This is a genomic window from Microbacterium sp. 13-71-7, assembly GCF_002257455.1.
Taxonomy (GTDB): domain Bacteria; phylum Actinomycetota; class Actinomycetes; order Actinomycetales; family Microbacteriaceae; genus Microbacterium.
This window is the reverse complement of record NZ_NCKN01000064.1, coordinates 1-18,098: the sequence shown is the minus strand read 5'-3', so window position 1 is coordinate 18,098 and position 18,098 is coordinate 1. Positions and strand designations below refer to the sequence as shown.

14 protein-coding genes are annotated in these 18,098 nt (G+C 70.0%); 6 read left to right on the top strand and 8 right to left on the bottom strand.

All coding sequences use genetic code 11. From position 1 onward, the window contains the following. Positions 1-55: 55 nt before the first annotated feature. Together B7X32_RS08375 and B7X32_RS08370 are read right to left on the bottom strand one after the other, a co-directional pair. Complete coding sequence (locus B7X32_RS08375) at positions 56-1,072, bottom strand: branched-chain amino acid ABC transporter permease (RefSeq protein ID WP_292718456.1); 1,017 nt, start codon at positions 1,070-1,072, stop codon at positions 56-58. A 104-nt stretch (positions 1,073-1,176) separates the two neighbouring features. Next, positions 1,177-2,394 (bottom strand): branched-chain amino acid ABC transporter substrate-binding protein, encoded by a 1,218-nt coding sequence (locus B7X32_RS08370; RefSeq protein WP_292718454.1) that lies wholly within the window; start codon positions 2,392-2,394, stop codon positions 1,177-1,179. A gap of 339 nt (positions 2,395-2,733) precedes the next feature. On the opposite strand from B7X32_RS08370, the gene gndA reads away from it, so the two are divergent. Further along, entirely contained in the window at positions 2,734-4,188 is a 1,455-nt protein-coding gene (gene gndA, locus B7X32_RS08365; protein ID WP_292718452.1) for an NADP-dependent phosphogluconate dehydrogenase, read from the top strand. 113 nt (positions 4,189-4,301) lie between these two features. Here the strand turns inward: gndA and B7X32_RS08360 are convergent, their stop codons facing one another. Together B7X32_RS08360 and B7X32_RS08355 are read right to left on the bottom strand one after the other, a co-directional pair. Next, entirely contained in the window at positions 4,302-4,946 is a 645-nt protein-coding gene (locus B7X32_RS08360) for a bifunctional 4-hydroxy-2-oxoglutarate aldolase/2-dehydro-3-deoxy-phosphogluconate aldolase (RefSeq protein WP_292718450.1), read from the bottom strand. Further along, on the bottom strand, positions 4,943-5,863 hold the full coding sequence (locus B7X32_RS08355) for an SMP-30/gluconolactonase/LRE family protein (RefSeq protein ID WP_292718448.1): 921 nt from the start codon (positions 5,861-5,863) through the stop codon (positions 4,943-4,945). Before B7X32_RS08355 ends, B7X32_RS08360 begins: the two co-directional genes overlap by 4 nt. Before the next feature lie 109 nt (positions 5,864-5,972). Between B7X32_RS08355 and B7X32_RS08350 the strand changes: the two genes are divergently transcribed. Both B7X32_RS08350 and B7X32_RS08345 read left to right on the top strand, forming a co-directional pair. Beyond that, on the top strand, positions 5,973-6,890 hold the full coding sequence (locus B7X32_RS08350; protein WP_292718446.1) for a dihydrodipicolinate synthase family protein: 918 nt from the start codon (positions 5,973-5,975) through the stop codon (positions 6,888-6,890). Continuing rightward, complete coding sequence (locus B7X32_RS08345) at positions 6,887-7,603, top strand: SDR family oxidoreductase (protein ID WP_292718444.1); 717 nt, start codon at positions 6,887-6,889, stop codon at positions 7,601-7,603. Before B7X32_RS08350 ends, B7X32_RS08345 begins: the two co-directional genes overlap by 4 nt. A gap of 64 nt (positions 7,604-7,667) precedes the next feature. Here the strand turns inward: B7X32_RS08345 and B7X32_RS08340 are convergent, their stop codons facing one another. From B7X32_RS08340 to B7X32_RS08330, 3 genes are read right to left on the bottom strand one after another with little or no spacing between them, the layout of a single operon-like run. Then, positions 7,668-8,975, bottom strand: a complete 1,308-nt coding sequence (locus tag B7X32_RS08340; RefSeq protein WP_292718442.1) for a hypothetical protein — start codon at positions 8,973-8,975, stop codon at positions 7,668-7,670. Between the two features lie 55 nt (positions 8,976-9,030). Further along, a complete protein-coding gene (locus B7X32_RS08335; protein ID WP_235281562.1) occupies positions 9,031-9,891 on the bottom strand; it encodes a carbohydrate ABC transporter permease in 861 nt (286 codons plus the stop codon). Beyond that, positions 9,888-10,823, bottom strand: a complete 936-nt coding sequence (locus tag B7X32_RS08330; RefSeq protein ID WP_292718438.1) for a sugar ABC transporter permease — start codon at positions 10,821-10,823, stop codon at positions 9,888-9,890. Before B7X32_RS08330 ends, B7X32_RS08335 begins: the two co-directional genes overlap by 4 nt. 215 nt (positions 10,824-11,038) lie before the next feature. Here B7X32_RS08330 and B7X32_RS08325 point away from each other — a divergent pair, with 215 nt between their 5' ends. Next, positions 11,039-11,842 carry an IclR family transcriptional regulator gene (locus tag B7X32_RS08325; protein WP_292718436.1) on the top strand — a complete coding sequence of 268 codons (804 nt, stop codon included), beginning with the start codon at positions 11,039-11,041 and terminating at the stop codon, positions 11,840-11,842. A gap of 93 nt (positions 11,843-11,935) precedes the next feature. Further along, entirely contained in the window at positions 11,936-13,096 is a 1,161-nt protein-coding gene (locus B7X32_RS08320; protein WP_292718434.1) for a mandelate racemase/muconate lactonizing enzyme family protein, read from the top strand. A 55-nt stretch (positions 13,097-13,151) separates the two neighbouring features. Here the strand turns inward: B7X32_RS08320 and B7X32_RS08315 are convergent, their stop codons facing one another. Next, positions 13,152-17,162 (bottom strand): hypothetical protein, encoded by a 4,011-nt coding sequence (locus B7X32_RS08315; RefSeq protein ID WP_292718432.1) that lies wholly within the window; start codon positions 17,160-17,162, stop codon positions 13,152-13,154. A 113-nt stretch (positions 17,163-17,275) separates the two neighbouring features. Between B7X32_RS08315 and B7X32_RS08310 the strand changes: the two genes are divergently transcribed. Further along, positions 17,276-18,098 (top strand): acetylxylan esterase (locus B7X32_RS08310; RefSeq protein WP_292718430.1); only part of this gene is annotated, 823 nt, incomplete at its 3' end.

Genomic DNA, 18,098 nt, shown 5'->3' with positions numbered 1-18,098 from the left:
ACCTCCCTTGCCGCCTCCGCCGTGGGAAGCGGGCGGGGCCCGTCGGATGAGGTGCTCATGCCTTGCTCCTTCCGAGAGTGGTGCCCAGGATGCCGGTCGGCCGGACCAGCAGCACGAGGACGAGGATCACGAAGGCCACGACGTCGGCCCACTGCGCGTCGCCGAGCAGGATCTGGCCGTAGTTGCCGACGATGCCCAGCAGGATGCCGCCGAGCAGCGCACCGCGGACGTTGCCGATGCCGCCGAGCACAGCGGCCGCGAACGCCTTGACGCCGAGGATGAAGCCGCCGTTGTAGATGACGCCGGAGGGCACCAGCATCACGTAGAACAGTGCGGCGGCGCCGGCGAGCAGACCGCCGATGATGAACGTGATCACGATGGTGCGCTCCTTCGAGACGCCCATCAGGGTTGCGGTGTCGGGATCCTGCGCCACGGCGCGGATCCCGCGTCCCGTCCGGCTGCGGCGGATGAACATGTCGGTGCCGACCATCAGCAGCACGGCCGCGACGACGATGATGATCTGCTGGTTCGTGATGAGCGTGCCGAACACGTCGAACACCGGGGTCGGGATGAACATGGTCACGGCCGGCTGCGCGTTCGCCCCGCCGATGAACGGCAGGAAGATCAGATACTGGATCGCGAACGAGACGCCGATCGCGGTGATCAGGAACGCGAGTCGCGGCGCGTTGCGTTTGCGCAGGGGTCTGTAGGCGACCCTTTCGACGACGAATGCGGTGCCCGCGGAGAACACCATGCCGACCACCAGCGCGAGCAGCAGATCCATGATGATCGCGGCAGGCCCGATCGTCGGGGCGCTGGGGCCGAAGCCGAGCATCGTCAGGGTGATCACGACGCCGTAGGCGCCGACGATGAAGACTTCGGAGTGGGCGAAGTTGATCAGGCTCAGGACGCCGTAGACGAGGGTGTAGCCGACGGCGATCAGGCCATAGACGGCACCGAAGGTGAGGCCGTCGAAGGTGGCGCTCCAGAAGTTCTGGAGCAGGGAGTTGATGTCGAAATTGATCCAGGACGAGTCCATGTGCACCACGGACTGGGCGACGAGACCGAGCATTCAGTTTTCACTTCCACAGAGGGCACGACGAACGCGCCGGGAAAGAGCAGGGGCAGGGGATCCCGCGGCACGGAGGGGGCCTCCGTGCCGCGGGATCCTTTCGGTCACTTGCCGATCGGACCGATGTAGGCGATCTTGCCGCCGTCGACCTTGTAGCCGTATACGGCGGGCGCCTGCAGCTCTCCCGTGGCGTCCCACTTGTAGTGCTTGCTCAGACCGTCCTTGTCGTAGCTCTTGACCCAGTCCTTGAGGTCGGCGCGGCTGACCTTGCCCGCGTCGATGCCGCTCAGCAGCACGGTGGCCGCGTCGTAGCCCTCGATGGAGTACGTGCCGGGCTCGGCGTTCGAGGCCGTCTTGTACTGGCTCTCGAAGTCCTTCAGCAGCTCGCCCGGGATGCAGGGGCAGGTGAAGAAGGCGTTCTTCGACGCGTCGCCGGCCAGCTTGATGAACTGGTCGTCCTTCACGCCGTCGGGGCCGACGAAGGCGCCGGTGTAGCCCTTGGCGACCAGCTGCTGGTCGAACGGCGCCGCCTCGGCGTAGTAGCCGGCGTAGTACACCGCGTCGGGCTTCGCGTTCATGATCTTGGAGATCACCGCCGAGAAGTCCTTCTGGCCGGTGGTGACCTTGTCGCTGCCGCTCTTGGCGGAACCGAGGGCCTCGCTGGTCGCGGTCGCCAGGCCGATGCCGTAGTCGGAGTCGTCCTGCACCAGGTAGACCTTCTTGGCCTTCAGGGTGTCGGTGACGAACTTCGCGGCGGCGGGGCCCTGCTGCGAGTCGTTGCCGAGGCCGCGGAAGAAGGTGCTCCAGCCGTTCTTGGTCAGACCCGGGTTCGTGGCGGACGGGGTGATGTGCACCAGCCCCTGCTGCTCGAAGATGTTGCCCGTGGCCTTCGACTCGCCGGAGAACGGCAGGCCGACGACGCCGACGATGTCCGCCTCGCTGACGGCCTGGGTGACAGGGCCGGTCGCCTTGTTCGGGTCGCCCTCGGTGTCGAACTGCTTCAGGCCGACCTGGCAACCCGGGTTCGCCTTGTTGTGCTGGTCGATCGCGAGCTTCACGCCGTTGACGATGTTGATGCCGAGCTGGGCGTTCGGACCGGTCTCGGCGCCGATGTAGCCGAGGGAGAGGTTCGAGCACGTGGCCTTGCCGTCACCGGCGGGGAGGACCGCGTCCTTGGGCGTGTCGACCGACGTCACGGTGGGGACGTCGATCTTGCTGCTGCCGGTCGTCGACGACGTGCCCCCGGCCTGATTCGCGCAACCCGCGAGCAGCAGCAGTGCGGCTGCAGCTGCGATCCCCGCAACGGCTTTCTTTCGGATCATTTGTGATTGCCTTCCGATTCGGGTCATCGACCGCCCCTTGCGAAACGTCGATGTCTTCAAGGTGTGGCGAGCGTACCTCCATGTACGCGTCCCGCGCACGACATTAGTCCGACCGCGTCCAGTTTTCGCGCGATAACGCGACACGGCTACCCGGATCGTTACACGCCGGACATGCGAGCGTCATCCGCCCGAAAACGGACGGGGGCCCTCCGCTCCCCGCCGCGTGCGGGGCCGCCGGAGCCGACGCCGGCCCGTCGGGGCGCCGACGCGCAGCCCCGGGTCGTGCCTCAACAGCGATACCCTGATTCCATCCCCCACCGGACACACGAGGAGATCACCGTGCCCACTGCCGCTGCCAATATCGGAGTCGTCGGACTCGCCGTCATGGGTTCGAATCTGGCCCGCAACCTCGCGAGCCGCGAGGGCAACACCGTGGCGATCTTCAACCGCAGCTACGAGAAGACGCAGGGCGTGCTGGACGCGCACCCCGAGGCAGGGTTCATCCCCGCCGCGACCTACCAGGAGTTCGCCGACGCGCTGCAGAAGCCGCGCACCGCGATCATCATGGTCAAGGCAGGCGCCGGCACTGACGCCGTGATCGACGAGCTCGTGAAGGTGTTCGAGCCCGGCGACATCATCGTCGACGGCGGCAACGCGTACTTCCCCGACACGATCCGCCGCGAGAAGGCGGTGCGTGCGACCAGCATCAACTTCGTCGGCGCCGGCATCTCCGGCGGCGAGGAGGGCGCCCTCACCGGGCCCTCGATCATGCCCGGCGGATCCGACGAGTCCTGGGTGACGCTGGGCCCGATCCTGCGCTCGATCGCCGCGATCGCCGAGGGCGAGCCCTGCGTGACGCACGTGGGCCACGACGGCGCAGGCCACTTCGTGAAGATGGTGCACAACGGCATCGAGTACGCGGACATGCAGCTCATCGCCGAGGCGTACGACCTGATCCGCCGCGGCACGGGCAAGAGCCCGGCCGAGATCGCCGAGATCTTCGCCGAGTGGAACAAGGGCGAGCTGGAGTCGTACCTCATCGAGATCACCGCCGAGGTGCTCCGCCAGGTCGACGCCTCCACCGGCGCTCCGCTCGTGGACGTCATCCTCGACCAGGCCGGCGCCAAGGGCACCGGCGCGTGGACCGTGCAGACCGCGCTCTCCCTCGGCGTCCCGGTCTCCGGCATCGCCGAGGCCACTTTCGCGCGCTCGCTGAGCTCGCACCCCGAGCAGCGCGTCGTGGCCGGCGCCCTGCCCGGCCCGGCCGAGGCGTTCACCGTCCCCGCAGACCAGGTCGACGCGTTCATCGAGGACGTGCGCCTCGCCCTGTACGCCTCGAAGATCGTCGCGTACTCGCAGGGCTTCGACGAGATCCGCGCGGGCGCCGCCGAGTACGGCTGGAACATCGACCTCGGCGCGATCTCGAAGATCTGGCGCGGCGGCTGCATCATCCGCGCGCAGTTCCTGAACCGCATCGCCGACGCCTACGCCGAGACCCCGGATCTGCCGGTCCTCATGACCGCGCCGTACTTCGCCGAGGCGATCACCCGCGCCCAAGCTGCCTGGCGCCGCGTGGTCGTGGCCGCCGCGCAGGCCGGGATCCCCGCCCCCGCGTTCTCCTCGTCGCTGTCGTACTACGACGGGATCCGCGCCGACCGGCTCCCGGCCGCGCTCGTCCAGGGGCAGCGCGACTTCTTCGGCGCGCACACCTACAAGCGCATCGACAAGCCGGGCACGTTCCACACCCAGTGGTCGGGCGACCGCACCGAGATCGAGGCCGTCGACACGCACTGACCCCGTTCCACTTTCGAGTCGTCCCCGTCAGCGCACCCCAGGGAGTGCGCTGACGGGGACGACTCGCAAGTGGAGAGGCTTGCGCCGGAGGTGGGGCGCCCTCAGGGGCGCCTTCAGGGGCGGGATACGGCGTGGCGGAAGGCCGCGGCGCGCGCCGCGAGAGCCCCGAGGTCTCCGGACGGCGTCGCCGCGTCGCCGAGGAGCGGTCCTCCGACGCCGATCGCGAACGCGCCGGCCTCGAGGTACTCCCCCACCGTCCCGACCGACACTCCGCCGACCGGGATGATCCGCGCGTGCGGCAGAGGCTCTCGCACCGCGCGCAGGAAGCCGGGGCCGAGCCCTGAGGCCGGGAACAGCTTGACGGCCGCGGCGCCCAGGTCCAGACCGCGCTGGATCTCCGTGGGCGAGTAGACGCCGGGAAGCACGCCGACGCCCTCCCGGATCGCGTACTCGACGGACGCGCTGAGCGTCGGCGTCACCATGAACTGGGCACCGGCCGACACCGCTCTGTCGACATCCGCCGGGGTGAGGGCGGTGCCGGCGCCGATCATCGCGTCGGCCGGGGCGTCCTGGACGACCTGCGCGATCGCCTCCTCCGCTCCCTCCAGCGTGAGCGCGATCTCCAGCGTCAGGACGCCGGCGTCCAGCAGGGTCCGTGCCGCCGCGACCGTGGCGTCGACGTCGCTGCCGCGGAGGATCGCGATGAGCCTGCTCTCGCCGAGCCGCTCCTGCAGGCGCCCGTTGTCCACGATGCTCACGAGTCGCTCCCGTCGGCCGACGCCGCACGGGGAGCGCCGAGCGGGATCGCTCCGCCCCATGGCAGCGCGGGCGCGCCCCCGACCTCGACCTGCACGCCCAGGATCGCGCCGTCCGCCGCGGACGGGCGCGCCAGCCCGATGCTCGCGGTCGTGATCACCAGCAGGTCGTCGACGAGGGCCACCGCGGTCGGCCGCGTCGCGGGGAGCGGGATCGACTCGTCGAGCGTCCCGTCCGGCGCGTAGCGGCGCACCTCCCCCGCGTCCCACACCGCGACCCAGAGCATCCCCTCGTCGTCGATCGCCATGCCGTCGGGGTTCCCTCCGCCCACCGCGCAGATCGTGCGCCGGTGCGACAGCCGGCCGTCCGGCGCCACGTCGAACGCCTCGATGCTGCGGTGCGGAAGCGTGTCGATGTAGTACATCGTGGATCCGGTGCGGTCGAAGACCAGGCCGTTGGACACCGTGACCCCGCCGAGGCGCTCGACCGCGACGCCGTGCTCGTCGATGCTCCACAGCGCACTGTGCGGATCCCGCGGCATCGACTGGCTGCCCACCCAGAAGCGCCCGGACGGATCGCAGGCGCCGTCGTTCATGTAGTCGCCCGGAACGGCGAGGTCCGAGACGACCGGCGTGATGCCGCCCCCCTCCGCGACATGGACCACCCCGCGCTCGGCTGCGACGATCCACCCTGCTCCGGCATCGACGAGGGGCGCCGGCGCACCGATCTTCGCCCCGACGAGGACGGATCCTGCCGGCACCAGCCGTCCGTCCTCGATGCGTCCGCGATGGAAGCGCCCTGTCGCCATGTCGATCCAGCCCAGACCGCCGTCCCTGCCGTCCCACCGCGGCGACTCGGCCTGTACGTATCGCGCGTCCGAGATGATCTCGACGTTTCGCGAGCGGGGTGAACGCGGCATCCTTGCCCTCTTTCACTGGTAGGCGGTAACCGTTATATGGCAGACTATCTCACAATATGCATACCTCTTGCGCGAAATGCGTTCCGATGATGAAGCGGGGAACCTGCCGATGACTCCCACCCTCCACGGCCTGATGCCGATCCTGGCGACGCCGTTCGACGAGACGGGCGCGCTCGACCGCGCCGGGCTTCGGCGACTGGTCGAATTCGAACTCGCATCCGGCGTGGACGGCGTGGCCGTGTTCGGCATGGCCAGCGAGGGCTTCGCGCTGACGACGGCCGAGAGGCGCGCGATCCTCGACGACGTCGTCTCGGTCGTCGCCGGACGCGTTCCCGTCATCGCCGGGGTCAACGGCACCTCGACGGCGACCTCGATCGAGCAGGCCCTCCTCGCGGAGGAGGGCGGCGCCGACGCGCTCATGGTGCTTCCGCCGTTCATGGTGAAGCCGGCGGCGGCCACGCTCGTCGACTTCTACGGCGACGTCGCGGGATCCACCTCGCTCTCGGTCATGGTGCAGGACGCCCCCGGCGTCACCGGCGTCGCCATGACGCCGGCGCTGATCGCCGAGCTCGCCCGCCTCGACCGCGTCGACTCCGTCAAGGTCGAGGCGCCGCCGACCGCCCCCAAGGTGGGGGCCGTCATCGACGCGCTCGGCGGGGCGGACTTCGCGGTGCTCGGAGGCCAGAACGCGCAGTTCTGCCTTGAGGAGTATGCGCGCGGCGCCGTCGGCACGATGCCCGCCTGCGAGTTCCCCGACCTGCTCGGCCCCGTGCTGGCCGACTTCGTCGCGGGGCGCGTCGAGGAGGCGCGCGCGGGCTTCCGTCGTATGCTCCCTCTCGTGCTGATCGGGCTGCAGGGCGGCATCGCATGGGCGGTGCACAAGGAGGTGCTCGTGGCGCGCGGGATCATCGATCACGCGACCGTCCGCTACCCGGCGGCCCGCCTCGACGCCGGCAGCCGTGCCGCGGTGCACCTCGTCCTCGAGGAGCTCGCCCTTCCTCCGCTGCCGACCGCGGTGCGCGCGTGACCAGCCGCGTGCTGCTGATCGGCGGCGGATCCGACATCGGCATCGCGATCGCGCGCGCGTTCGCGGAGCGCGGCGACGCCGTCGTCGGGGTGGGGCTGGAGCCGACCGTCGATCCGGCCTTCGCGGACTTCCTCGTCGCCGACTGCAGCCGCACCGAGGGCGCGGAACGAGCCGTCTCCGACGCCGCGGAGGCCCTCGGCGGCATCGACGTCGTCGTCCTCGCGGCGGCGCGCATGCCGATCGGACGCGCCGAGTCGACGAGCGACGACGACTGGCGCGGCGCGCTCGGGGCGACGCTCGACTCGGCGTTCTTCGTCGCCCGCGCCGCGCTGCCGTTGCTCGCACCCGGGTCGTCGATCGTGGCGGTCACCTCGGTCAACGCCACGCTCGCGGCGCCCTCCCTGCCCGCATACGCCGCGGCCAAGGCCGGCGTCGAGGCCCTCATGCGGCAGCTCGCGCTGGACTACGGCCCCCGCGGGATCCGGGTCAACTCCGTGCAGCCGGGGAGCATCTCCGCCGCAGACACCGGCGAGACCGAAGGCTACCCGCTGGGCAGGATCGGGCGACCGGAGGAGGTCGCCTCGGTCGTCGCCTTCCTCGCGTCGGAGGGGGCGTCCTTCATCACCGGCGCCACGATCCCGGTCGACGGAGGGCTCTCCATGTCCTCCCCCGCCGCGTGGCTGAAGCCGGTCCTGCGCGACCGCTGGCTCTGACGCCTTCCGCTCGAACGCGAATGCCGCGCCGGAGATCCTCCGGCGCGGCATTCGTGTTCGAGGCTCAGGAGTTGGAGTCGAGCAGCCCCTGCACTTCCTTCTTCAGGGCGTTGAGACCGGCCTGGACGTCCACCTGACCGGCGAGGATGGTCGCGACACCGCCGCCGATCGCGGCGTCGATCTGCGCCGTCACGGCGACCCGGTCCCAGGCGGCCGCGCGCGCGTGCTCCGACACCTGGGTGCGGAACGTCCCCTGGAACCTGTCCGCGGCGAGGGCGGGGATCTTGTCCGCGACGCTCTTGGCGGCCGGGGCCACCGCGGAGCGCTCGTACAGCGCGGTCGCCGCCGCGACATCGGTCGACGCGTACTTGATGAACTCGCGGCTCGTGACCTCGCCCTCGCCGGCCGTCGCGAACAGGCCGCTGCCCCAGGCGCGATTGTAGGACTTCTTGCCATCGACCGTGGGGCGCGAGATCGCGCTGACGTTGTCGATGATGTTCTGCGCCGCGCCGTTCTTCTTCAAGAAGGTCGGCACGAGCGGCGCGTCGTCGTAGACGGCCGCCCGCCCGCTCGCGAACAGGATGCGGGCGTCGCTGCGGGCGACGTTGGTCTGCGTGAGCCCCGCGTCCATGAGGGACTTGTACCAGGCGATGGCCTTGACGCTCGCCGCGTCGCCGATGGTGCACTTCAGATCGTCCGTGACGACCTCGCTCCCGAAGCCCCACATCCAGTGCACGGCGTCCTTCAGGTCCGGGTTCTTCGTCACCGCCGCGTACGGGATCAGCGAGGAGTCCTGCGCCTTGATCTTCTCGAGTGCCGTCGCGAACTGCTCGACGGTCATGCCGGACTTGATGCCGACGCTCTTCGCGATCTCGCCGTTCGTGGCGATGCCGATGCCCGATGCCGTCAGAGGAAGCACGAGCAGCTTGCCGTCCTTCGTGTAGGAGTCGAGGACGCCCTGCGGGATCCCGAGGCCCTTGGCCAGCTCGGTCAGATCGGCGAGCAGATCCATGGGCGTCAGCACCTGCCATCCGCCCGACTGGCCGACGCCGAGGAGCTTGCCGGAGCGGCCCGTGAGCGCCAACTGGGTGGCGGCCTGGTCGTACGGATAGATCACCGGGGCGACGGTGACCCCTGCGTCCTTGGAGAACCCGTCGATGATCCCCTGCCAGGCCGGCTTGAGCGCCTCCTCGCCGAGCGAGTTGCCGTAGAAGTTGATGGTCTTGGCCTTGGTCGCGGCGTTCGCCGTGGCACCGGGGGGTGTCGCGGCGGGGGTCGCGCAGCCGGCGAGGGCGAGGACGCCGAAAGCGGCCAGCGCGGTGCCGCCGCCGAGGAAGGCGCGACGACTCAACTGCGAGTTCGGGATGTTCATGGGCACAGCTCCTTCAGGGACAGGTCGGGAATCGAGGTGTTTCGGGGACAAGCGGCTAGCCCTTCACCGCACCGGCGGCGAGGCCGGAGACGAAGTAGCGCTGGAGGACGACGAAGATGATGACGAGCGGGAGCGAGGTGATCAGCGAGGCCGCCATGAGCGCCGGCCAATCCGCCGTGCCCTCATGGATGAACGCCTGTGTCAGGCCCGCGGGCAGCGTCTGCTTGTCGGGACCGGCGAGCGTCAGCGCGAACAGCAGGTCGCTCCACCCGCGCATGAAGGCGAACATCGCGGCGGTGATGAGCCCGGGGACGACCAGGGGGAAGACGATCCGGAACACGGTGGCGGTCCGGGAGAGCCCGTCGACCTTCGCGGCCTCGAGGATGTCGTCCGGGAGGCCGTCCATGATCCCCTTGAGCAGGAAGACCGTGAGCGGCAGCGTGAAGGTCGTGAACGAGAGGATCAGGGCCGCATAGGTGTAGAGCAGGCCCGCGGAGCTCAGCATCAGGTACAGCGAGATGAGCAGCAGCGCACCGGGGATCAGCTGACCGATGAGGAACATGAACATGATCGCGTTGCGTCCGCGATAGCGGAACTTCGAGAGCGAGTAGGCCATCAGCCCGCCGACGAGCACGGCCAGCAGCGCGGTGCCGCTGGACACGATGATGCTGTTGCCGAGGTTCTTCAGGAGGGCGTCGTTCTGGAAGAAGCCGACGAAGTTCTCGATCGTGGGATCCACCGGGAAGAACGGCCGGTTCTGGGCGAACACGTCCTCCTTCTTCGTGAACGCGGTCGCCGTGAGCCAGTACACCGGCAGCAGGCCGAACAGGGCGAGCACGATGAGGCCCACGCGCCCGGGGACGGACAGATGAGGGCGGATGATCCCCTCGCCGACGTCGCGGTTGCGGCGCATCATTTCTCCAGTCGTCGGTTGAGGAGCAGATATCCGCTCGAGATGATCGCGAGCAGGACGAGCCACAGCGCCCCCATCGCGGAGGCCTTGCCGAGCTCGTAGCTGCCGAAGGCGAGGTGGTAGAGGCTCACGGCGAGGGTCGTCGTGGAGTTGCCGGGCCCTCCTCCGGTCATGACGAAGATCGTGTCGAAGTTGCCGAAGTTGTAGATGAACTCGAGCACGGCGACGAGCGTCACGGGACCGGCGATGTGCGGCAGCGAGATGTACCGGAAGCGCTGCGCCCTGGTCGCGCCGTCGATCGTCGCGGCCTCGATCTGCTCGCTGGGCAGCGTCTGAAGCACGGCGAGCGCGACCACCATGATCCAGGGGAAGGAGTGCCAGGTCTTCGCGATGATCACGGCGGCCATCGCTCCGACCGGGTTCCCGAGCATGCTGATCTCGGGCAGGCCGAGGAGTGTCAGGACGTGGTTCACGACGCCGTAGCTGTCGTTGAAGATCCATGCCCAGAGGAAGGACACGACCACGCCCGGGAGCAGCCACGGCAGCATCAGCGCGCCGCGCAGCACCGTGCGCCCGCGCATCCGGGAGTTCAGCAGCATCGCCAGGGCGACGCCGAGGATCAGGGGGAAGACCGTGGAGAGCGAGGCGAACACGAGCGTGGTGCCGAGTCTCGCCACGAACTCGTCCCAGATGAGCGCGTAGTTGTCGAAGCCGACGAACGTGCGCTCGGGTCGCAGCAGGGACTGGTCGTAGAGGCTGGTGCCGATGCTCGAGACGAGCGGGAAGATCGCGATCACGAGGAACAGCAGGACCGCGGGGAGTGCGATCATGAAACCGAAGGTGCGGTCCTTCGCGCCCAGCGTGGAGCGGCGTCCCGAGCGCGGCGGGGGGACCTGCTCGCGGACCTCTGGCCGCTCGAGGGTGGCTTGTGGCATGGCATTCACTTTCCGGGTGGGGTGGACCCTTCGGGCCCCTGCACGCCGTCGTCGCAGTCGTCGACGATGACGTGCTGTCAGTCAACCACAATGCGGATGCGAAATCCACAAAATGCATAAGACACCCACATTTGCCTTGCCTGGCATCAACAGTCTCATTAGGATGACTGGCAACGGCTTCGCAGATGCGACGGCCGCAGGGAGGAGAAGTCGCGATGGCGTCGGAATCGGTGGGTGGCACCCAGACCGTGGAACGGGCGATGTCCTTGCTCGCCTGCTTCACAGAGGAGTCGGGTGAGCTGCGGGTCTCCGAGCTCTGCACGCTGACCGGGCTCGGGCAGTCCACCGTCTCGCGCATGATGTCGGCGCTCGACCGGATGAAGTTCGTGGTCCAGGACGGCCGGACCGGTCTTTACCGGCTCGGGCCGGCGGCGGTCGCCCTCGGCACGATCGCGCTCAACGGCTCGCCGATCTTCCGCGCATCGCGGCAGATCGCGCAGAACCTGGCCCGCCGGATCGAGATCGGCGTGAACGTCGCAGAGCTCAGCGGCTTCACCTTCACGTACCTCTGCAACTTCGAGGGCGCGCTCGCCCCCAAGTCGTTCGCGATGGCGGGACGCACAGGGCCCCTGCACGCCACCGGGCTCGGCAAGGCCCTGCTCTCCGGCATGACGTCGGAGAAGGTCGACGAGTACTTCGAGCACTCCCCTCAGCGCTTCACCCCGCACACGATCGTCGACCGCGACGTCATGCAGGTCGCGCTCGACGAGAGCCGCAGCCGCGGATATGCGACCGAGATCGAGGAGCTCGCCTTCGGGCGCGCGTGCATCGCCGCACCGATCCACAACAGGGCGGGCGAGATCGTCGCCGCGCTCTCGGCGAGCGGACCGCTCTCCGTGCTCGACCTGCACGCCCCGCACCAGGAGCTCGCGCTGCAGCTCATCGAAGCGGCGGACGAGATCTCGGTCGCGCTCGGGTACAGCCCCTCCCGCTCGGCGAGCGCCTTCGCGGCCCTCTGACCCGCTGCCGCGATCCGGTCGCGGCGCCCAGAAGCTCATCGCCGCGGCAGACGCCGTCGGCCTCTCCCCCCACGACTGTCTTCGGAGACCCTTGTGAAGATCACGCGCGTCCAGACGTTCCCCCTCTTCCTGTCGCGAGAGGATGCGGACGACTCCTATGCGGGCGACTCGGGCGTGGCCCATCGCGGCTACGTCATCCGGCCGCCGTGGCGGAGCCTGTACTCCCCCGGCTACGAGACCCTCCTCGTCAAGATCGAGACGGACGAGGGCCTCGTCGGATGGGGCGAAGCACTCGCCCCGGTGGCCCCCGAAGTGGTCGCCGCGGTGGTCGATCACCTGCTCGCCCCGCTCATCCTGGGCGAGGATCCGCGATCCGTGCGGACGCTCTGGCACCGGATGACCGAGTCGATGCGCGAGCGGGGGCACCTCACCGGACACCAGGCGGACGCCATGGCGGCGGTCGACATCGCGCTCTGGGACCTCTGGGGGCACGCGACGGGCCTGTCCGTCTCGGAGCTCGCCGGCGGCCGCTTCGCGGAGATCCTGCCGACCTACGTCTCGGGGATCCGCGGGAACGACGATGCGGAGCGCGTCGACAAGGCCACGGCCTTCGTCGAGGCGGGCGTGCGACGGATCAAGCTGCATCTCGGCACCGATATCCGCACCGACCTCGCCACCTATGACGCGATCCGGGCCGTGCACCCGGATCTCGATCTCGCGCTCGACGCGCACTGGACCTACCGGCTCGGCGAGGCGAAGGCGCTCGGACGCGAGCTCGACGACCGCAGGGCCTGGTTCTTCGAGGCGCCCCTGGCACCGGAGGATGTCGAGGGGCACCGCGATCTCGCGGCGTCGCTGGCGACCCCGATCGCGATCGGCGAGGCGATGCGCAGCCGGTTCGAGTTCTCCGACTGGCTCGCCCGCAGGGCTGTCGGCCTGACGCAGCCCGACATCGGCCGCACCGGCATCACGGAGGGGCTCGCGATCGCCGCGGTCGCCGACGCGTTCCACGCGCAGGTCGCCCCTCACCATTCCGCCGCCTTCGGCATCGCGATGGCCGCCGGCGTGCACGTCGCGGCGAGCGCGACCTCGCTGCTCGCCTTCGAGTACCAGCCGTTCACGCTGCCCGTCGCCAACCTCATCCTCACCACCCCGCTCGAGGTGCGACCCGATGGCGGATTCCTCGTCCCGACCGGCCCTGGGCTCGGCGTCACCGTGGACGAGACGGCCGTCGCACAGTTCGTCCGGCGCTGACCGCACACCGCCCGAAGGGGGTGGACCGGAGCCCCGCTCCGGTCCACCCCCTTCGTCAATCCCCGACCCGCACGAACTGGGCGGCGCTGACCCGGTGGATGCTCGTGCTGCGGACCTCCAGCCGCACGACCCCGGGAGCACCCGCGTCGTAGCGGAACGTGCCGAGCGCCCGCCACGCGGCCGCGCCCTGGGTCTGGTCCACGATCACCTCGCTGCTGCCGCCCTGGTGCTCGACGACGTAGGCCGCCGACGTGGTCGTCGTCGGATTCGTCGGGTACCAGACCGAGACGCGGTAGAGGCCCGGCTGCGGAAGGGTCGCCTTCCAGGTCACCGTGCTGCCGACGGAGTCGGAGTCGCTGTACCGCGTGCGCGTCCCGTTCCAGCCGGACAGGCCGCTGGGATACCACCGACCCGTCTCCAGGTACCCGGGCCAGGGCGACTGGGTGTGCACGATCACGCCTTCGTCGGCCATCCGCACCAGGACCGCTCGGCGCAGGCTCTGATCCAGCCGCGCTTCGAACCGCGTGCTCGACCCCGGAGCGACGCCCGCCCCTGCCGTCACGGTCCAGGTGTGCGTCAGATCGGAGCGCGGCGGCACGACGACGGCCGCGTCGCGCTGATCGATGGTCCATCCGGTGGCGCCGTAGAGGGAGAGCGTGCCCTGCAGCGGCGTCACGCCGGTGTTGATCACGAGGGCGGTCAGCTTCACCGTCGCCCCCGGTCCGCTCGCGACCTCGGTGTCGGTCGCGAGCGAGACGAGCCGGCGGCGATCGATCACCTCGATCGACGCGGGCCTCAGTGTGACGGGCGCCGCCCCCGGCGCCGACAGGGATCCGGCCACCTGGACCTCCCCGAGCGGCGCTGACGCCGCGATCACGACCGCGGACTCCACCCGGATCGTCGCGTGCGCGGGAGCGGTGACCGCCGGCACCGTGCCGTCGAGCTGCCATCCGCTCGGCAGGGTCAGCGCGACGCTGCCCGCGATCGGCTGCGCCGTCCCGTTGCGCACCTCGATGATCAGCGGGACCCTGTCCCCGGCCGTGCCCGTCGCCTGGGCGACCACGTCTCCCGAGACCTCGGATCCCGCGCCGGCGAGCCGCGCCGGCAGGCGCAGCGTGACCTCGTCCGTGGTCGTGCCGCCGGCGGAGACCGTATAGGCGAACGTCTTCGTCGGGTCATCCACCGGGATCGTCCATTCATAGGGGTATCCCTTGACGGGCGCCTGCTGCGCGGCCTGTCCGCCGATCCGGTAGGAGAGCGTCGCCTGCTGCTCGGTGTCGATCTGCACATAGGCGTCGTATCCCTGCCCGCCCGGCCGCACCAGCAGCATCCCGCGGACGAGTCCGTAGTCGGTCGCCGGATCGGAGTCGACCTCGCGGAAGCTGTCCGGGCCGTGGTCGGCGATGTCGTCGGACGGCAGCTCCGGCCGCGGCACCGCGACGTTGCGGACGACCAGGGCGAGCAGCCCGTGCCCCGGGACGGTGACCGTGACGCGCGCGTCGACCGCCGCCTGGGAGGAGCGGCTGCCGTCGGCGGCGACCACCTCGACCGCGGGCGCGGCGGAGCGAGGCAGCCCGGTCAGATCCCCGGCGAGGTCGACGACGACCTGCTGGGCGTCGGACGCCGAGTTCGTGAGACTGATGTAGAGCGCGCCGTTCCCGACCCCGGCGATCCAGTTGACCAGCGGGTTGTCCAGCGCGATCAGGCCCGCCGGGAAGTAGGGCCACACCCCGGTCTCACCGAAGAACGACCCTGGCGCGTGGCCGTAGGCGAAGAACTTGAAGTACGCGAAGTCCGCCTCGAAGACGTGCGGGAACTCGATGCTGCCGGAGCTGCGGTAGAAGCTCTCGCTGATCAGATAGTCCATGGCGAGCCCCAGCTGTGCCGGCGCATGGTGGAAGTAGTAGCCGGTGATCCCGACGGGCCCGCTCGTGGCGAAGTCCGGCTTCATGTGGGCGACCTGGAACTGACGCCCGTAGTAGCCGGGATAGGTCGTGAACCTGCCGATCACCATGTTGTGCGCGACGTCGGCGAGCAGCGCGTCTCCGGTGTGGTGCGCCAGTCGCAGCAGCGCTCCGGCCCAGCACGGATTGAAGACGTATCCGCCGCCGGGATCGGTCACGGCGCTGACCCCGAGCTTGAACGAGGAGAGCGCCTCGAAGGTGAGACCGGAGGGCGAGACGTACCAGGCCGGAACCGTCTCCGTCGCCACGCCCGTGACCGGGTACGGCGGCAGCGACGAGCGGGTCTCCCAGTCGTACTGCTGCATGATCACGTGGCCCTCGGGGACCGTGACGGTCTGGTCCGGCACGGGGCGCACGGCGGTCTGAGTGATGAAGCGCTGCACCTCCCGGTGCGCCCCCTCCAGGAAGAGCGCCTCCCCGGTGACCTCGAATAGCTCGAGCAGGTCGACCCAGTACTTGGAGAAGCTGTAGGCGAAGCCGCCCGGCGGCTGGCCGTTGCCGCGGTAGGGCGTGAGGATCTGCTCCTGCACGTAGCGGCGGCCGATCAGGCTCGCCTCCGCGAGGTAGGCCGGATCCCCGGTGGCGCGGTAGGTCGCGAGCGGGACGGTGAAGGGCGCGCGGCTCTGCCCCACGACGCCGGACTTCGTCGCCTGCACCGCGAGCCGCTGTATTCCGGCGTTGCGCCCGTGGGTGAGCTGGTAGAGCGCCGTCAGGTTCACCGCGTCGGTGGGGATGCGGCCGAGCCGGTACTGCGTCTTGTCGTTGTAGACCGGGCTGCCGATCACCGGGGAGTGCCCGATCCCCTTGCGGGACACCTGGTACTCGATCAGCGGCCTGGCGCGCCGGTCGTACAGGGAGCCGCCCGGCTTGCCGGTCAGGTAGTGCGCCGAGAGCACCACACCGCTCGCGGCGGTGCGGACGGCGTCCTCGTTCTCCACGTCGACGAATCCCTTGGCGCGGTTCCACCAGCCGGAGAAGGACGGGATGTAGTCCACCGAGTCGTCGCCGGCGGGCTCGACGGCGATCAGCTCCGCCATCGCGTGCACGGCGTCGGTCAGCGATCGCTCGTAGACGTTGCGCCGATAAGCCGTCACCCCGTACTCGCCCCGGCACAGCGCGGTGTACGCGTCGTACAGGGCACCGGTCTGCGCGGCCACGCCGAACGCGAAGCCGCGCTCCTCCCCCGCCGCCATCGCCGTGCGGAGGCCGGGCTGCGGCGAGTACATGCAGGGCACGAGGTCGAGGCTGTCGTTGCGCAGGCTCATGCCATAGGGCTGCCGGTCCGACATGAGCTGCCGTTCGTGCACGAACTCGGCGACCTCGGACGGCAGGTAGACGCCGGAGGTGACCGCGATGCCGCTCACGGCGTATTGCGTGAGCGCCATCGGGGCGAACAGCTCCCATGCCCCGAGCGGGGCGGAGCCGTCGAGGACCGACAGGGCATGCTGATACGACCCGCACAGCACCTCGTCGAGATCGTCGAGCGATCGGGCGTCCTGGCTCTGATAGCCGACGATGTAGTCCCCGGCGTTCTTCGCGGTCAGCACATGGTGGGCCTCCGGGTTGTCGCCCTCCAGCCGCCAGCGCACGACGAGCTCGACGTCGTCGGTGCTGGTGCGCAGCTCGATCGCCTGCGGCCCGAGGACCTGGAACGAGGTGAAGCCGAGCCAGCTCGGCGCCAGCGGACCGTAGAGCTCCGGCGCGCTGCCGGACGGCAGCGCCCCCTTCAGCACCACCCACTGCTCGTCGAACCGGTGGGCGGGATCCGTGACGGCGAGCCACCCGCCGTCGTGGGCGACCTCGAGATCCCGGACGATCGTCGCCCCTCCGTCCCATGTGGCCTGGAAGAAGGTCATCCGGTGGTGGGTGCCGACCAGCTGCGCCACCTGCGTCATCGCCAGGTTCGGCTTGTCCAGTCGGCGCAGCGCGTCCGCGTAGGCGCCGCTCGCCGTGGGGAGCTCCGTGGCCGCCGCCGCGCCCCCGCCCGCCTGCGCACCGAGGACCGGCGGGAGCACGCCCGCGATCACCAGCATGCGCAGCACGGATCGTCGACTCCACTGCAGGGAGCCGTCGTCATCCCTCTCATTCTTCCTTGCAATCATGATGCATATATTGCAATCCGTATGCGATGATGTCAATGGATCCTTCCGCAGCGGTGCGGATGCCGCCTGCGCGGCAGGATCGAGGAGGTACGGAACCGGTGAGGAGCCATTCGTTGCGCGACGGGACACCCGAAGAACTGACCGAGTACTCCCTCGGAGCGCTGCTCGTGGCCCCGCCCGCGCAGCCGGAGCCGGACGACTTCGACGAGTTCTGGCGGGCGACCTTCGAGGAGTTCGGCACCGGCGCCGTCGCGTGGCGGACCGTTCGCGAGCAGGACGCCACACCGACCCATCGCGTGACCGAGATCCGCTTCGAGTCCTCCGCGGACGAGCCCGCCGTCGCGTTCGTCATGGTGCCGCACGCGACGTCCGCCATCCGGCGCGGGCTCGTGGTCGGGCACGGTTACGGAGGCCGCACCGGCCCCGACGCGGACCGCGTGCCCGGGGACACGGTCGCGATCTTCCCCTGCGCGCCCGGCACCGGCCCGGATGCGCCCAGCCGCTTCCCCGCACTCCCCGCAGAACACGTGGTGGCCGGCATCGCGCACCGGGACACCTACTCGCTCCGCTTCGCCGCGGCGGACATCTGGCGTGCGGCGACCGTGCTGCGGGACCTGACCCCCGCCGCGGACGCGCTCGACTTCAGCGGCAGCAGCTTCGGCGGCGGGATCGGGGCCATGGCGCTTCCGTGGGACGCGCGCTTCCGGCGAGCGGCGCTGGACGTGCCCAGCTTCGGCGCGCACGAGATCCGGCTCAGCCGGCGCTGCACCGGGAGCGGAGAGGCCGTCCGGGCACATGTCCGCGCGCACCCCGAGGCGCGATCCACGCTCGATTACCACGATGCGGCGATCGCGGCGCGGCGCCTCCGCATACCGGTGCACATCGGCGCCGCCGTGCTCGACCCCGCGGTCGATCCGCGCGGACAGTTCGCGGTCT

What these genes read in the sequence shown, in the direction of transcription:
- B7X32_RS08375 (WP_292718456.1), bottom strand. Translation starts at nt 1,072, where the DNA reads ATGCTCGGTCTCGTCGCCCAGTCCGTGGTGCACATGGACTCGTCCTGG.
- B7X32_RS08370 (WP_292718454.1), bottom strand. Translation starts at nt 2,394, where the DNA reads ATGATCCGAAAGAAAGCCGTTGCGGGGATCGCAGCTGCAGCCGCACTG.
- B7X32_RS08355 (WP_292718448.1), bottom strand. Translation starts at nt 5,863, where the DNA reads ATGCCGCGTTCACCCCGCTCGCGAAACGTCGAGATCATCTCGGACGCG.
- B7X32_RS08350 (WP_292718446.1), top strand. Translation starts at nt 5,973, where the DNA reads ATGACTCCCACCCTCCACGGCCTGATGCCGATCCTGGCGACGCCGTTC.
- B7X32_RS08340 (WP_292718442.1), bottom strand. Translation starts at nt 8,975, where the DNA reads ATGAACATCCCGAACTCGCAGTTGAGTCGTCGCGCCTTCCTCGGCGGC.
- B7X32_RS08335 (WP_235281562.1), bottom strand. Translation starts at nt 9,891, where the DNA reads ATGATGCGCCGCAACCGCGACGTCGGCGAGGGGATCATCCGCCCTCAT.
- B7X32_RS08330 (WP_292718438.1), bottom strand. Translation starts at nt 10,823, where the DNA reads ATGCCACAAGCCACCCTCGAGCGGCCAGAGGTCCGCGAGCAGGTCCCC.
- B7X32_RS08325 (WP_292718436.1), top strand. Translation starts at nt 11,039, where the DNA reads ATGGCGTCGGAATCGGTGGGTGGCACCCAGACCGTGGAACGGGCGATG.
- B7X32_RS08315 (WP_292718432.1), bottom strand. Translation starts at nt 17,162, where the DNA reads ATGATTGCAAGGAAGAATGAGAGGGATGACGACGGCTCCCTGCAGTGG.